The sequence below is a fragment of the Chthonobacter rhizosphaerae genome, from assembly GCF_013839525.1.
Lineage (GTDB): Bacteria > Pseudomonadota > Alphaproteobacteria > Rhizobiales > Pleomorphomonadaceae > Chthonobacter > Chthonobacter rhizosphaerae.
Genome location: NZ_JACDIS010000008.1, coordinates 200,821 through 214,550, shown reverse-complemented (window position 1 = coordinate 214,550; position 13,730 = coordinate 200,821). Strand labels below are relative to the sequence as shown.

The 13,730-nt window shown below is 67.8% G+C and carries 16 protein-coding genes; 8 read left to right on the top strand and 8 right to left on the bottom strand.

Annotated features, from left to right (window positions below; genetic code table 11):
- Nucleotides 1-77: 77 nt before the first annotated feature.
- From gatB to gatC, 4 genes are all read right to left on the bottom strand, one after another.
- The gene (gene gatB, locus HND91_RS16000) at nt 78-1,559 is read right to left on the bottom strand and encodes an Asp-tRNA(Asn)/Glu-tRNA(Gln) amidotransferase subunit GatB (protein ID WP_181707602.1); all 1,482 of its coding nucleotides are present in this window, start codon (nt 1,557-1,559) and stop codon (nt 78-80) included.
- A gap of 85 nt (nt 1,560-1,644) precedes the next feature.
- Nucleotides 1,645-1,767 carry a hypothetical protein gene (locus HND91_RS23095; RefSeq protein ID WP_281379119.1) on the bottom strand — a complete coding sequence of 41 codons (123 nt, stop codon included), beginning with the start codon at nt 1,765-1,767 and terminating at the stop codon, nt 1,645-1,647.
- A 40-nt stretch (nt 1,768-1,807) separates the two neighbouring features.
- Complete coding sequence (gene gatA, locus HND91_RS15995; RefSeq protein WP_181707601.1) at nt 1,808-3,283, bottom strand: Asp-tRNA(Asn)/Glu-tRNA(Gln) amidotransferase subunit GatA; 1,476 nt, start codon at nt 3,281-3,283, stop codon at nt 1,808-1,810.
- 59 nt (nt 3,284-3,342) lie between these two features.
- A complete protein-coding gene (gatC, locus tag HND91_RS15990) occupies nt 3,343-3,630 on the bottom strand; it encodes an Asp-tRNA(Asn)/Glu-tRNA(Gln) amidotransferase subunit GatC (RefSeq protein ID WP_181707600.1) in 288 nt (95 codons plus the stop codon).
- 188 nt (nt 3,631-3,818) lie between these two features.
- Here gatC and HND91_RS15985 point away from each other — a divergent pair, with 188 nt between their 5' ends.
- Complete coding sequence (locus HND91_RS15985) at nt 3,819-4,706, top strand: GGDEF domain-containing response regulator (protein WP_181707599.1); 888 nt, start codon at nt 3,819-3,821, stop codon at nt 4,704-4,706.
- Between the two features lie 60 nt (nt 4,707-4,766).
- Here the strand turns inward: HND91_RS15985 and HND91_RS15980 are convergent, their stop codons facing one another.
- Nucleotides 4,767-5,468 carry a metal-dependent hydrolase gene (locus tag HND91_RS15980; RefSeq protein ID WP_181707598.1) on the bottom strand — a complete coding sequence of 234 codons (702 nt, stop codon included), beginning with the start codon at nt 5,466-5,468 and terminating at the stop codon, nt 4,767-4,769.
- Nucleotides 5,469-5,625: 157 nt separating this feature from the next.
- Here HND91_RS15980 and HND91_RS15975 point away from each other — a divergent pair, with 157 nt between their 5' ends.
- Entirely contained in the window at nt 5,626-6,069 is a 444-nt protein-coding gene (locus tag HND91_RS15975; RefSeq protein ID WP_181707597.1) for a hypothetical protein, read from the top strand.
- 31 nt (nt 6,070-6,100) lie between these two features.
- Nucleotides 6,101-6,607, top strand: coding sequence for a Holliday junction resolvase RuvX (gene ruvX, locus HND91_RS15970; RefSeq protein ID WP_181707596.1), 507 nt, complete (start codon nt 6,101-6,103; stop codon nt 6,605-6,607).
- 85 nt (nt 6,608-6,692) lie between these two features.
- On the opposite strand, the gene thrS is transcribed toward ruvX, so the two are convergent.
- Nucleotides 6,693-8,681, bottom strand: a complete 1,989-nt coding sequence (thrS, locus tag HND91_RS15965) for a threonine--tRNA ligase (protein ID WP_181707595.1) — start codon at nt 8,679-8,681, stop codon at nt 6,693-6,695.
- Between the two features lie 207 nt (nt 8,682-8,888).
- Here thrS and HND91_RS15960 point away from each other — a divergent pair, with 207 nt between their 5' ends.
- The 3 genes from HND91_RS15960 to HND91_RS15950 all read left to right on the top strand — a co-directional run bounded on the left by HND91_RS15960 (nt 8,889) and on the right by HND91_RS15950 (nt 11,480).
- The gene (locus HND91_RS15960) at nt 8,889-9,353 is read left to right on the top strand and encodes a hypothetical protein (protein WP_181707594.1); all 465 of its coding nucleotides are present in this window, start codon (nt 8,889-8,891) and stop codon (nt 9,351-9,353) included.
- Complete coding sequence (locus HND91_RS15955; RefSeq protein WP_181707593.1) at nt 9,350-9,757, top strand: hypothetical protein; 408 nt, start codon at nt 9,350-9,352, stop codon at nt 9,755-9,757. Before HND91_RS15960 ends, HND91_RS15955 begins: the two co-directional genes overlap by 4 nt.
- A gap of 295 nt (nt 9,758-10,052) precedes the next feature.
- A complete protein-coding gene (locus tag HND91_RS15950) occupies nt 10,053-11,480 on the top strand; it encodes an MFS transporter (protein ID WP_181707592.1) in 1,428 nt (475 codons plus the stop codon).
- A 15-nt stretch (nt 11,481-11,495) separates the two neighbouring features.
- Here HND91_RS15950 and yidD read toward each other — a convergent pair whose 3' ends face one another.
- Both yidD and HND91_RS15940 read right to left on the bottom strand, forming a co-directional pair.
- On the bottom strand, nt 11,496-11,852 hold the full coding sequence (gene yidD, locus HND91_RS15945; protein WP_181707591.1) for a membrane protein insertion efficiency factor YidD: 357 nt from the start codon (nt 11,850-11,852) through the stop codon (nt 11,496-11,498).
- A gap of 1 nt (nt 11,853) precedes the next feature.
- Nucleotides 11,854-12,327 carry an iron-sulfur cluster assembly scaffold protein gene (locus HND91_RS15940; protein ID WP_181707590.1) on the bottom strand — a complete coding sequence of 158 codons (474 nt, stop codon included), beginning with the start codon at nt 12,325-12,327 and terminating at the stop codon, nt 11,854-11,856.
- 226 nt (nt 12,328-12,553) lie between these two features.
- Between HND91_RS15940 and folE the strand changes: the two genes are divergently transcribed.
- Both folE and hisI read left to right on the top strand, forming a co-directional pair.
- The gene (folE, locus tag HND91_RS15935) at nt 12,554-13,189 is read left to right on the top strand and encodes a GTP cyclohydrolase I FolE (RefSeq protein ID WP_181707589.1); all 636 of its coding nucleotides are present in this window, start codon (nt 12,554-12,556) and stop codon (nt 13,187-13,189) included.
- 35 nt (nt 13,190-13,224) lie between these two features.
- On the top strand, nt 13,225-13,692 hold the full coding sequence (gene hisI / locus HND91_RS15930) for a phosphoribosyl-AMP cyclohydrolase (RefSeq protein WP_181707588.1): 468 nt from the start codon (nt 13,225-13,227) through the stop codon (nt 13,690-13,692).
- Nucleotides 13,693-13,730 lie beyond the last annotated feature (38 nt).

Sequence of the window (13,730 nt, the reverse complement as noted above, 5' to 3'; positions counted from 1 at the left end):
GACCTCGCCGGCGCGCCGCCTCATAACCCCTGTCGCCGCGCAGGATCCGCGACGGCGCACGCAAACCCGGCCGAGCCTCACTCAATGCCGAGCTTCGCCTTGACGATGTCGTTCACCGCCTGCGGATTGGCCTTGCCGCCGGTCGCCTTCATCACCTGGCCGACGAACCAGCCGGCGAGCGTCGGCTTGGCCTTCGCCTGGGCGACCTTGTCCGGGTTGGCGGCGATCACGTCGTCCACCGCCTTCTCGATCGCGCCCGTGTCGGTGACCTGCTTGAGGCCGCGGCTCTCCACCAGGTCGCGCGGGTCGCCGCCCTCTGTGTAGACGATCTCGAACAGGTCCTTGGCGATCTTGCCCGAGATGGTGCCGTCGCGGATGAGGTCCACGATGGCGCCCAGCTGGTCGGCCGACACCGGGCTGTCCTCGATCGACCGGCCGTCCTTGTTCAGTCGGCCGAACAGCTCGTTGATCATGAAGTTGGCGGCGGCCTTGCCGTCCCGACCCTTCGCGACCTGCTCGAAATAGTCTGCCGAGGCGCGCTCCAGGGTCAGCACCATGGCGTCGTAGGGTGTCACCCCGTAGTCGGCGATGAAGCGCGCCTTCTTCTCGTCGGGCAGTTCCGGCAGGTGCGCCTTCAGGCCCTCGATCCAGGCCGGGTCCAGCACCAGCGGCAGGAGGTCCGGATCCGGAAAGTAGCGGTAGTCGTGCGCCTCCTCCTTGGACCGCATCGACCGGGTCTCGCCCTTGCCGGGATCGTAAAGGCGAGTCTCCTGGTCGATGACACCGCCGTCCTCCAGGATGCCGATCTGCCGGCGCGCCTCGTATTCGATCGCCTGACCGGCGAAGCGGATGGAGTTGACGTTCTTGATCTCGCAGCGGGTGCCCAGCGGCTCGCCCGGACGGCGCACCGACACGTTGATGTCGGCCCGCAGCGAGCCCTCCTCCATGTTGCCGTCGCAGGTGCCGAGGTAGCGCAGGATCGTCCGGAGCTTGGAGAGATAGGCCTTGGCCTCCTCCGACGAGCGCAGGTCCGGCTTGGAGACGATCTCCATCAGGGCGACGCCCGAACGGTTCAGGTCCACGAACGACATGGTCGGGTGCTGGTCGTGGATCGACTTGCCGGCGTCCTGCTCCAGGTGCAGGCGCTCGATCCCGACCTCGATCGAGATCCCGTCCGGTAGGTCCACCGTGACCACGCCCTCGCCGACGATCGGCTGCTTGTACTGGCTGATCTGGTAGCCCTGCGGCAGGTCCGGGTAGAAATAGTTCTTCCGGTCGAAGACGCTAACCTCGTTGATCGCCGCCTTCAGGCCGAGGCCGGTGCGCACCGCCTGGGCGATGCACTCCTCGTTGATCACCGGCAGCATGCCCGGCATGGCCGCATCCACCAGCGACACATGGCTGTTCGGCGCGCCGCCATAGGCGGCCGAGGCGCCCGAGAACAGCTTGGACCTGGAGGTGACCTGCGCATGCACCTCCATGCCGATCACCACCTCCCAGTCGCCGGTGGCGCCCTTGATGAGCTTCTTCGGGTCGGGAATGCGCGGCGCGATGGTCATGGCGAGGGCTCGTGTCTCTGGGATCGGCAAGTCGCCCGATCGGAGCGGGATAGTCCCCCTCCTATTGGACGGCGGGGCCGGAAGGTCAAGGGCCAGACCGTCGCCGCCTCGGGCCGATCACCATCGTGCGGGTCCGCCGGGCGACGCCGACGTCGAAGTCGCAGGCGCCGAGGATGCGCGCGCAGTCGTCCACGGTCTCCTCGGCCATCCGGTCGACACCGCAATCAACCCGCCGACCTGTCGAACCGTCACCACCAACGCTCGGCCGAGACCGTGCCGGCGGCCTGCTCGATGGCCGCGCCCAGCGTGAACAGCGTCTCCTCGTCGAAGGGCCGGCCGATGAGCTGCAGGCCGAGCGGCAGACCGTCCGCCGACAGCCCGGCGGGCACCGCGATACCCGGCAGGCCAGCCATGTTCACCGTCACGGTGAACACGTCGTTGAGGTACATCTCCACCGGATCCGCGCCCGCCTTCTCGCCGATCCCGAACGCCGACGACGGGGTCGCAGGGGTCAGGATGGCGTCGACGCCGTCGGCGTAGACGGTCTCGAAGTCCTTCTTGATCAGGGTCCTGACCTTCTGGGCGCGCAGGTAGTAGGCGTCGTAGTAGCCCGCCGAAAGCACGTAGGTGCCGATCAGGATGCGCCGCTTCACCTCGGCGCCGAAGCCGGCCGCGCGGGTCGTCTCGTAGAGGTCGACGATGTCCTCGCCCTTCTCCCGAAGCCCGTAACGGACGCCGTCATAGCGAGCGAGGTTGGACGACGCCTCCGCCGGCGCCACGATATAGTAGGCCGGCAGCGCGTACTTGGTGTGCGGCAGCGAGATCTCGACGATCTCCGCCCCGGCATCCCTCAGGATGTCGATGCCCTTCTGCCAGAGCGCGTCGATCTCCGCCGGCATGCCGTCCAGCCGGTATTCGCGCGGAATGCCGATCTTCAGCCCCTTCACCGAGCGTCCGACCGCCGCCTCGTAGTCCGGCACCGGCAGATCCACCGACGTGGTGTCCTTCGGATCGACGGACGCCATGGATTTCAACAGGATGGCGGTGTCGCGCACGTCCCGGGCGATCGGGCCGGCCTGGTCGAGCGAGGACGCGAACGCGACGATTCCCCAGCGCGAGCAGCGCCCGTAGGTCGGCTTGATGCCGACCGTGCCGGTGAAGGCGGCCGGCTGGCGGATCGAGCCGCCGGTGTCGGTCGCCGTGGCGCCGAGGCAGATCCGCGCCGCCACCGCCGCCGCCGACCCACCCGAGGAGCCGCCCGGCACGAGGCGCGCGTTGGAGCCGCGCTTGCGCCAGGGGTTGGTGACCGGCCCGTAGTAGGACGTCTCATTGGAAGACCCCATGGCGAACTCGTCCATGTTGAGCTTGCCGAGCATCACCGCCCCGTCCGCCCAGAGATTGGCTGTGACGGTGGATTCGTAGGGCGGCAGGAACCGGTCGAGCACATGGCTGCAGGCCTGGGTATGGACGCCTTCCGTGGCGAACAGGTCCTTGATTCCGAGCGGGATTCCCTCCAGCGGCCGCGCCTCGCCCCTGGCGATCCGCTCGTCCGAGGCCGCCGCCATCGCCAGCGCCTTCTCGGGAGTCTCCACGATATAGGCGTTAAGGTCGCGCGCAGCTTCCACGGCGGCCACATAGGCCTTGGTCAGGTCCACGGCGGTGAAGTCGCGGGCCTTGAGGCCGTCGCGGGCTTCGGCGAGCGTCAGGTCGGTCAGGTCGGTCACGGGCGGACATCCGGCAGAAAGGAACGGGACGGCAACGATGGACAAGGACGGACGGCGCCCTATTCGACCACCTTCGGCACCAGGAAGAAGTTGTCGTCGCTCATGGGCGCATTGGCGGTGACCCGGGCGGCGTCGCCGCCGTCCGTCACCTCGTCGGCCCGGCGGCGCATCACGCTGTTCACCACCGACGTCATCGGCTCCACGCCCGTGACGTCCACCTCGTCGAGCTGTTCCACGAAGCCCAGGATGGAGTTCAGCTCGTGGGTCATGCGCTCGGCTTCCTCGGCGGTCACCTTGATGCGGGCGAGCCGCGCGACGCGCGTGACGGTGGCCGTGTCGACGGACATGGGAGGCGGTTCCTCGAGAAAGGAGGTGTCTGATCGTGCGCCCTCATAGCAGAGGGTCGCGCAGTCCGCCAACCGCCCAGTCACCATCATGGAAGTGCGGGCGGGCCCTAGGTCGCCAGGGCGGGCGCGTCATGATAGGTGTTGAGGGTCGGAATGCCTGGGCAGGCAAGGAAGAAGAACCAAGGCCGATGCATATCGTGATCGTGGACGGCAGCCGGACCGGGCTGATGATCCTCTACAGAATGATCGAGAACCGCGGCGACCAGATCAGCCTCTTCACGGACGGCCAGGAAGCGCTCGATTTCGTTCGCGAGAACACGGACGTGGAGGTCGTCATCACCTCCTTCGAGGTCGCCACCTTGTCGGGCACCGAACTCTGCTGGGAGGTGCGGGTGCTCGCCGACAAGGGCCGCCCCCTCTACGTGATCGGCATGTCGGCCAACACCGATTCGGAGCACGTCATCGGAATACTCGACGCCGGCGCCGATGACTTCATGCCGAAGCCGCCCCGTCCCGACGAGCTGAACGCGCGCCTGCGCGTCGCCGAACGCACCCTGGTGATGCAGCGGCGGCTGATCGCCCTCGCGACGATGGATCCGCTCTGCGACATCCTCAACCGCCGCGCCTTCTTCGAGCGCGCCGAGGAGGCGAGCGCGAGCCTGCCGCCGGACGGCGTGCTGTCCATGATCCTGTTCGATGTGGATCACTTCAAGCGGATCAACGACGTCTACGGCCACAACGCCGGCGACGAGGTGATCCGCAGCATCGGTCAGTCGCGCATGCCGCCGGACGCCCTGTTCGGCCGCATCAACGGCGAGGAGTTCGCGGTGGTGCTGCCGGACGTGCCGCTGGAAGGCGCGGTTTCGGTGGCCGAATACCTGCGCGACCAGATCGCCGCGGTGACGATCGAAGCCGGCGGCGAGACCTTCACGGTGACGGCCAGCTTCGGCGTCGCGGTCCTGAACAGCGGCGAGACCATCGCGGACACCCAGCGCCGTGCGGACGCGGCGCTCTACCACGCCAAGAACAGCGGCCGGAACCGGGTCTCGAGCTTCACCCCGACGCCGGTGTCGTGATCCCGGCGGGGCGTCTCCCCGCCGGCGTCCAGCCGCCCCGCGCCCGGCTCGTCGCGCCCCTCAGAGCGTTATGCTGTCGCCGAGGCCGAGCACCTTCACGGTGCCGGCGCGATCGCCCATGGCCTCCACGAACACGTCCGCCGTGGCGTCGATCAGCGGGAAGGTGCCGTAGTGGCACGGGATCACCGTCTCGAACGAGAAGAAGCGCCGGCAGGCCATTGCGGCCACCTTGCCGCCCATGGTGAAGCGGTCGCCGATCGGCACCAGGCCGACCGCGGGCCGGTGGATTTCGTCGATCAGCGCCATGTCGCCGAAGATGTCGGTGTCGCCCATGTGGTAGAGCGTCTTCTCGCCGGGCGCCTTCAGGATGATGCCGTTCGGGTTGCCGAGCGCGTGCGAGACGCCGTCCTCGGTCTGGGTCGCCGACGAGTGGAGCGCGTTGACGAAGCTGACCGAGAAGCCGCCCTGGTCAATGGTGCCGCCCGTGTTGCCTGGATCCAGGTTGGTGAGCCCGCGCGCGCCGAGGAAGCCGCAGAGATCCGCGTTGGTGATCACCTTCGCGCCGGTCGCCTTGGCGATCGGAATGGTGTCGCCCAGGTGGTCGCCGTGGCCGTGGGTGAGGACGATATGCGTCACGCCCTCCTGAACCGTGGCGATCTCGCCCTTGAAGCTGGGATTCTGGGACAGGAACGGATCGAACAGGATGGTCGCGCCCGCGTAGTCGACGCGGAAAGCGGAATGGCCGTACCAGGTGATCTTCATGGGCGAAGCTCCTCCTCGGGAGGGACGTGGGGGACAGCCGACAAGGTAGTCCGGACCGCCTGAAAAGCCAGACCAAGCCATTGTGCCAAGGTCCCGCGCATCGCCACCGGTGTTTTGCCGTGCTAGCATGCTGCAGCGCGAAGAGACCGGGGCTGCCATGCTGACGTTCCCATTTCCCTGGCCGACGGAAATCAAGTTCCCCGGCGCGGACTCCAACCAACAGGTGATCGCCCCGGTTACCAATTGGCTGTCGCCGACCGTCGTCACCTATGCGGGCGACCGGGAGATCGAGGAGCGGATCGTCTCGGAGGTGGCGAGCTTCGGCAAGCAGCTCGGCATCCTGACCGAAGCGCTCCTGGAACTCGCCGACGACCGGCCCGGCGCCGGCCTGGAGCGGCTGCGGCAGGTGGCGAACAGGGTGGAGACGGTGAAGGCGCGCTACCATCGCGCGCTCGAGGACAAGGCCGAGGAGGCCTTCATGGCGCTGCTGCGGGCCGACCCGGCCGCCGCCGAGCGTCTGGTCGCCGCCCTGGAGCAGCGGGTGGACGACGCCGGCGCCGGCGTGGACGCGGACCCGGACGGGACGCCCGAGGAGGCGTGACCCTCCGCCCGCGCCGTGCTATCCCGGCGCCATGACAGCCGAGCTCCACGACGATCCCTTCGCCTTCAGGGCGGCCCTGCCGGCCGGGGCGCGCCTGTTCGGGCTCGACCTCGGCACCAAGACCATCGGCATCGCGGTGTCCGACGCCGGCTTCCGGATCGCCTCGCCGCTGGAGACCATCCCGCGGGTGAAGTTCACCAAGGACGTCGAGAAGCTTCTCGCCCTCGCGGCCCGGCAGGGCGTCGGCGGCCTCGTCGTCGGCCTGCCGGTCAACATGGACGGCAGCGAGGGTCCGCGCGCACAGTCCACCCGCGCCTTCGTGCGCCTGCTCCGGCCGCTGACCGACCTGCCGATGGTGTTCTGGGACGAGCGCCTGTCGACCGCCGCCGTGACCCGCACGCTCCTGGAGGCGGATGCCTCGCGCAAGCGGCGCGGCGAGGTGGTGGACAAGATGGCGGCGAGCTTCATCCTGCAGGGCTTCCTCGACCGCCTGCACGTGGCCGAGCGCAGCGACGACCCTCGCAGCCGGCTCTACTGAGGCCCGGCGAGCGACCGTCCGGCGCGACCACGCGCGCCGTGCCCGGACGAAGAAAGGGGCTCCCGGTGGGAGCCCCTCTCGATCGTCACTCGGCGGCCTCGGCCAGTCCGACCTTCGCCCGCTTCACGTCCGGCGGCACGGTCTCGTCGGCCACCAGGGCGAGCGCGTCGGCGAGCGACATGCCGGTCGGGTGTTGGCTGCCAAGGCGGCGCACGTTGACGGTGCCCTCCTCCGCCTCACGCTTCCCGCACACGAAGATGAGCGGCACCTTGGCGTGGCTGTGCTCGCGGACCTTGTAGTTGATCTTCTCGTTGCGAAGATCCACCTCGGCCCGGACGCCCGCGCGCAGCAGCTTCTGGTGCACTTCGGCCGCATAGGCGTCGGCGTCGGAGGTGATGGTGGTCACCACCACCTGGGTCGGGGCGAGCCACAGCGGGAAGTGGCCGGCGAAGTTCTCGATCAGGATGCCGAGGAAGCGCTCCATGGAGCCGCAGATGGCCCGGTGGATCATCACCGGGGTCTTCTTCTCGCCGTCCTTGTCCACGTAGAACGCGCCGAACCGTTCCGGCAGATTGAAGTCCACCTGGGTGGTGCCGCACTGCCATTCGCGGCCGATGGCGTCGCGCAGGGTGTACTCGAACTTCGGGCCGTAGAAGGCGCCCTCGCCCGGGTTGATGCCGGTCTTGATGCGCCCGCCGGACTGGGCGGCGATCTCCTCCAGCACCTTGGTCATGACCTCCTCGGCGTGGTCCCAGAGCGCGTCAGAGCCGACGCGCTTCTCCGGCCGGGTGGAGAGCTTCACCACCACCTCTTCGAAGCCGAAATCGCGGTAGACCGACAGGATCAGGTCGTTGATCTTGTGGCACTCGGCCGCCATCTGCTCCTCGGTGCAGAAGATGTGCGCGTCGTCCTGGGTGAAGCCGCGCACGCGCATCAGGCCGTGCATGGCGCCCGACGGCTCGTAGCGATGCACCACGCCGAACTCCGCCATGCGGAGCGGCAGTTCGCGGTAGGACCTCAGGCCGTGCTTGAAGATCTGCACGTGACCGGGGCAGTTCATCGGCTTCAGGGCGAACAGGCGCTTGTCCTCGGCGTCGTCGCCGGCGGACTGCACGCCGAACATGTTCTCCTTGTACCAGCCCCAGTGGCCGGAGGTCTCCCACAGGCTCTTGTCGAGCACCTGCGGCGCGTTCACCTCCTGGTAGTCGCCGCGCAGGCGCCGGCGCATGTAGGCCACCAGCTCCTGGAACATGGTCCAGCCCTTGCCGTGCCAGAACACGACGCCGGGCCCCTCCTCCTGGAAGTGGAACAGGTCCATCTCCCGGCCGAGCCGCCGGTGGTCGCGCTTCTCGGCTTCCTCCAGCATGTGGAGATAGGCCTTCAGCTCATCCTCGGTGTGCCAAGCGGTCGCATAGATGCGGGTCAGCATCTCGCGGTTGCTGTCGCCGCGCCAATAGGCGCCGGCCACCTTCATCAGCTTGAAGGCGTTGCCGATCTTGCCCGTGGAGGTCATGTGCGGGCCGCGGCAGAGGTCGAGCCACTGGCCCTGGCGGTAGATCTTCAAGGTCTGGTCTTCGGGAATGGCGTCGACCAGCTCGATCTTGAACGCCTCGCCCTTGGTGGCGAACCAGTCCTTCGCCTGGTCGCGGGTCCACTCCTCCTTGGTGAAGCGGGCGTCGCGGGCGATGATCTCGCGCATTTTCGCCTCGATCACCGGCAGGTCGTCCGGGGTGAACGGGCCTTCGGGACGGAAGAAGTCGTAGTAGAAGCCGTTCTCGATCACCGGGCCGATGGTCACCTGGGTGCCGGGGAAGAGCTCCTGCACCGCCTCGGCCATCACGTGCGCCGCATCGTGGCGGATGAGCTCCAGCGCGCGCGGGTCGTCGCGCGTCACGATCTCCAGCCGGGCGTCGCGGGTGATGGGGTCGGAAAGGTCGGTCAGCACCCCGTCGAGCGCCATCGCCACCGCCTTCTTGGCGAGCGACTTGGAAATGCCCTCGGCGATGGCGAGGCCGGTGGTGCCCGGCTCGAAGTCGCGCACGGAGCCGTCGGGGAAGGTGATGTGAACGGTCATCGGGTCTCTCCTCGCTCACTCCCGCTGACGAGCGCGGGTAAGCGGCAACAGGGTGTTCGGACGGGAGCGGTATAGCCGCGCGGGCGGGGCCCTGTCCAATCCGTCGCGCATCTGCGCGCCGTCGAACAAGCCGCCCTTGCCCGTCATCGCGCATTGACGGGAACAGGTGCGGGGCACTACCAGCCGCCGGCCGATCTGTTGCGGGACGTGCTGAGCCTCACGCGTCCCGCCATCCCGCCGGACATTCTGAGGACCAACTCTCCACTGAGGCCTCTTGGCTTTTCGGATGACCGGACGTATTTTTCAGTTGTGAATAATGCCTATCGTGATCTGGAAACCGCCGGCCACCCGAACGCCTGGCTCGTCATGCGTGGCAGCCTGAACACCGGCTTCCGCTTCACAAGGCGGCTCCTCTTCGACACCGGCGAAAAAAGCGACGTCGACCTCGCCATCGTGGACGCGCAGCTCTTCGAGCAGGCGCGGAGGTTGGGTGTGGAGATCCGCGGCGGGGGCAGGACGGCGCCAATCCGCTCGAATCAGCTTCGGCCTCTGGGACTGGAGCCGGCGCTCGTGCGGATCCAAGCAGCGATAGGCCGACCCAAAATAACTTTCATGATCTTCAAGGATTGGGGATCTGTCACCAAACGTGGAGAATACAGGATACTGCCGTGACAAGATTATGTATTCAGGCTTACTTCGCCTATATCGGAAATCTGAATCCGGAAACCTTCGAGGAGGTTGGTCGCGTCTTTGTCGATCGCTTCAGGCTGGCGAGAACGCTTCACGAGAATATTCATGTGGGTGGTTACGAAAGCTACAGCGATGGGCAAGCCATGCACATACATACACATTCGAACTTCTACGAAGAGGACGAGGAGCCGATTTACAAGGACTACCCCGAGGAAACGGTTATCTTGGACGTCTACTCAGCACGACCCAACGACCCTGTCATTCGATATCTGCTGGAAAGAACGGACTTGTATCGCCTCGCAAAGCCACTCGTTGTTTTTGGAGACAGCGGCATCAGACACTATGTCGGCTGGGGTCCAGTGCCGGAGGAATTGCTGGGGCGGTAGATGCCCGCGGTTCAGGACCGACCCGGGACCTGGGGCGAACCGTCCACCCTTGGTTGTGGACCACGCGGCCCCGGCGCGCAACTGCGATCTGACCGGAACGGATGCGGCCACAACGGGCCACCCACCAACCTGCTGCGCGACGTGCTCAGCCTCGCGCGGCCGGCCATTCCAGCCGACGCGCTGCGGGGCAACGCCGCCTTTCGGCCGCTTCCGAGGCCGTCGTGCAATAGCTCTCGACGGCGGAGCCGATCCGATCCATAAGGCTACCGTACGATTTTCGTCCGGCGCCGTCCCCATGTTGATCCCTCTCATCGTCGCCTGCGCGCTTTTCATGGAGAACCTCGATTCCTCCGTGGTGGCGACGTCGCTGCCGGCGATCGCGGTGGATCTCGGGGTGGATCCCATCGCCCTCAAGCTCGCCTTCACGAGCTATCTCCTCTCCATCGCGATCTTCACGCCCGTCTCCGGCTGGATGGCGGACCGGTTCGGTGCGCGCACGGTGTTCCGGCTGGCGATCGTGGTGTTCGTGGCGGGGTCGGTGCTCTGCGGCCTGTCGTCGTCGCTGGAGGGGTTCGTGGCGGCGCGGGTGGTGCAAGGCATGGGCGGGGCCATGATGGTGCCGGTCGGCCGGCTGGTACTGCTGCGCTCGGTGGAGAAGAAGGACTATCTGCGCGCCCTCTCCTGGCTCACTGTCCCGGGGTTGATCGGGCCCATGCTCGGGCCACCCGTCGGCGGCTTCATCACCACATGGTTCGACTGGCGATGGATCTTCTGGATCAACGTGCCGATCGGCGTGCTCGGCTTCGCGCTCGTCTCCATCTACATCGCCAACGTGCGCGACACGGACGTGCCGAAGCTCGACACCTTCGGGTTCCTCCTGTCCGGGTTCGGACTCGCGGGCTTCGTGTTCGGCGTGGCGGCGAGCGGCATCGGAATCCTGCCGCACGAGGTGGTGGGCACCATGATCGGCCTCGGGCTCGCCTTCCTCGTCGCCTATGTGGTCCACGCCCGGCGGGCCGAGCACCCGCTGATCGATCTGCGCCTCCTCCTGGTGCCCACGTATCGGGCGTCGGTGATCGGCGGCCTGTTCTTCCGCGTCGGCATCGGCGCCATCCCGTTCCTCTTGCCGCTCATGTTGCAGATCGGCTTCGGCATGACGGCCTTCGCGTCCGGCTCGCTCACCTTTGCGGCGGCGGCGGGCGCCATGCTGATGAAGTTCACCGCGCCGCCCATCCTGCGCCGCTTCGGCTTCCGGACGGTGCTGGTCGCGAACGGCTTCATCTCCACGGGTTTCCTGGCCGTGACGGCGCTTTTCACGGAGGCGACTCCGGGAGCGGTGATCTTCACCGTGCTCCTCGTCGGCGGCTTCTTCCGGTCTTTGCAGTTCACGGCCCTCAACGCCCTCGCCTATGCGGACCTGGAGGGCAAGGCGATGAGCCAGGCGACGAGCCTCTCCAGCGTCACTCAGCAGCTTTCCATCGCGCTCGGCGTCGCGGTGGCGGCGGCGGTGCTGGAGTTCACCCGCTCGGCCCGCGGCGACACGGTGCTGGTGGCGGCCGACTTCGTGCCGGCTTTCCTCGCCGTGTCGGCCATCAGCCTGATCGCGCCGCTGGTCTTCCTGCGCCTCGCGCCCGACGCCGGGCACTCCGTGTCCGGCCGGGGCGCGCAAGCGGCGGCGGCGGCCGAAGCGACGCCGGAACCCGCGGCGCGGGCGGTGGACTGACCGGTCGGGAACGGATCAGTCGAGCCGGGTGGCCGGGTCGATGTGCCGGCCGGTCCAGCGCGCGCCCCGCCAGGGCGCCCACCAGCGCCAGGCCGGGTCGACGGCGGACGGGACAGGGTCGAAGCCGGACGAGCCCCACGGGTGGCACCGCAGGATGCGGGCGAGCCCCATCCAGCCGCCGGCCCACAGGCCGTGCCGCTGGATCGCCTCGTCCGTATAGGCCGAGCAGGTGGGGCCGTGGCGGCACTGGCGTCCGGAGAGGCCGGACAAGGTCAGCTGGTAGAAGCGGATCAGCAGGTGGGCGGCGAAACGCACCGGCCGGCCGATGGTCGGCTCCGGCGGCGGCGCGACGTCGGCCCGGTCCGCCGGCATGTCAGGCGCTCGCCCCGGCGGAGGCTTTCGCGTCGGGAACGCCCCCGGCCCTGGCGTCGATCTGGTCGAGGCAGTCCACCACCGCGTCGAACGTGAGAAGCGTGGAGGCGTGCCGCGCCTTGTAGTCGCGGACCGGCTCCAGGAAGCGGAAGTCCTCGAAGCGGCCGGACGGCGGCGGACCGTTCTCCTTCAGCATGCGGCGCATGGTGTCGCGCAGGTCGCGCAACTCGGCGGCAGTCGCCCCCACCACAGTGCGCGCCATGATGGACGAGGATGCCTGCCCGAGCGCGCAAGCCTTGACGTCGTGGGCGAAATCCGTGACCCGGCCGCCATCCGTCTTCAGGTCGACCACCACCGTGGAGCCGCACAGCTTGGAGTGCGCCTTGGCGGTCGCGTCCGGCTCCTGGAGCCGGCCCAGACGCGGAATGTTGCCCGCGAAGTCCAGAATCTTCGCATTGTAGATGTCGTCAATCATCACCGAAAACCGCAGGCGCTGAATGTTTCTTTGAGGTCCAGGAGAAACCGGGCAGTCTTTCACAGGACGTCTCGGCTGAGTATATAGGCACGAGGACAGGCGACAACCACCGTCGCTTGGGCAGCGATGTTCGGCATGGCCGATCGAGGTCCGGCCGTTTTCCGATGGTCCGATCACAGGCGCGAGGCGTATCAGGGTGGAAGAACGTACCGGACGAGGCCCGAACATGGACGCCATTCTGACACCCGCCGGCTTGGTCGAGCGCACCCAGACAGCGACGAAGCCGCTGGTGCGCCCGACCCGCGAGGAAGCCGAGGCCGCCGTGCGCACCCTCATCGCCTGGGCCGGCGACGACCCGACCCGCGAGGGCCTGATCGACACGCCCAAGCGCGTCGTCAAGGCCTACGGCGAGCTGTTCAAGGGCTACAGCGAAAACCCGGCCGCCATGATGGAGCGGGTGTTCCAGGACGTCGCCGGCTACGACGACATGGTGCTCGTCCGCGACATCCCGTTCTTCTCCCACTGCGAGCACCACATGGTGCCCTTCGTCGGCAAGGCGCACATCGCCTACTACCCGTCGGAAGGCGTGGTGGGCCTTTCCAAGCTCGCCCGTCTGGTCGACGTGTTCGCCCGCCGGCTGCAGACCCAGGAGACCTTGACCGCCGAGGTCGTGTCGTCCATTGACGAGGGGCTCAAGCCCCGCGGCATCGCCGTGATGATCGAGGCCGAGCACATGTGCATGTCGATGCGCGGCGTCCAGAAGTCCGGCTCGTCGACCATCACGACCCAGTTCACAGGCGTGTTCCGCGACGATCCGGCGGAACAGGTCCGCTTCATGACGCTTCTCCGCGCCGGACGCTGACGCCTCGTCGCGGATCATCCGCGAGAGACCTCCCGATGGCCGCTTCCCCGCTGTTTCCCGCCCTCGCCTCCAAGTCGGAGAGCGAGGGCGGTCTCGTTCTGGCCCCGCGCTTCGGCGCCGACGGCACCATCACGTGCGTGACCGTGGACGCGGACACCGGCGCCGTGCTGATGGTCGGCCACATGAACGCGGAAAGCCTCGCCCTCACCATCGAGACCGGCGAGGGCTGGTACTGGAGCCGCTCCCGGTCGGAGCTCTGGCACAAGGGCGCCACCAGCGGCAACGTCCAGAAGGTGGTGGACTTGCTGGTCGACTGCGACCAGGACGCGGTCGTCATGCGGGTGCGGGTGGAAGGCCACGGCGCCACCTGCCACACCGGCCAGGTCTCGTGCTTCTATCGGCGCATCCCGCTCGGCCAGAAGGCGGCGGACGGCCCCGTCGCGCTCGAGGCGGCCGGCGGCGAGCGGCGCTTCGACCCGGCGACGGTCTACGGCAAGCCCTGATCGAGCCGGCGCATCCTCGGCCTCGGAAAAGTTCCCGC

Coding starts and splice junctions, on each gene's coding strand:
- HND91_RS15985 (WP_181707599.1), top strand. CDS start 3,819: ATGCATATCGTGATCGTGGACGGCAGCCGGACCGGGCTGATGATCCTC.
- yidD (WP_181707591.1), bottom strand. CDS start 11,852: ATGCCGGCGGACCGGGCCGACGTCGCGCCGCCGCCGGAGCCGACCATC.
- gatC (WP_181707600.1), bottom strand. CDS start 3,630: ATGTCCGTCGACACGGCCACCGTCACGCGCGTCGCGCGGCTCGCCCGC.
- hisI (WP_181707588.1), top strand. CDS start 13,225: ATGGCCGCTTCCCCGCTGTTTCCCGCCCTCGCCTCCAAGTCGGAGAGC.
- gatB (WP_181707602.1), bottom strand. CDS start 1,559: ATGACCATCGCGCCGCGCATTCCCGACCCGAAGAAGCTCATCAAGGGC.
- HND91_RS15950 (WP_181707592.1), top strand. CDS start 10,053: ATGTTGATCCCTCTCATCGTCGCCTGCGCGCTTTTCATGGAGAACCTC.
- thrS (WP_181707595.1), bottom strand. CDS start 8,681: ATGACCGTTCACATCACCTTCCCCGACGGCTCCGTGCGCGACTTCGAG.
- folE (WP_181707589.1), top strand. CDS start 12,554: ATGGACGCCATTCTGACACCCGCCGGCTTGGTCGAGCGCACCCAGACA.
- HND91_RS23095 (WP_281379119.1), bottom strand. CDS start 1,767: ATGGCCGAGGAGACCGTGGACGACTGCGCGCGCATCCTCGGCGCCTGC.
- HND91_RS15975 (WP_181707597.1), top strand. CDS start 5,626: ATGCTGACGTTCCCATTTCCCTGGCCGACGGAAATCAAGTTCCCCGGC.
- HND91_RS15980 (WP_181707598.1), bottom strand. CDS start 5,468: ATGAAGATCACCTGGTACGGCCATTCCGCTTTCCGCGTCGACTACGCG.
- ruvX (WP_181707596.1), top strand. CDS start 6,101: ATGACAGCCGAGCTCCACGACGATCCCTTCGCCTTCAGGGCGGCCCTG.
- HND91_RS15940 (WP_181707590.1), bottom strand. CDS start 12,327: ATGATTGACGACATCTACAATGCGAAGATTCTGGACTTCGCGGGCAAC.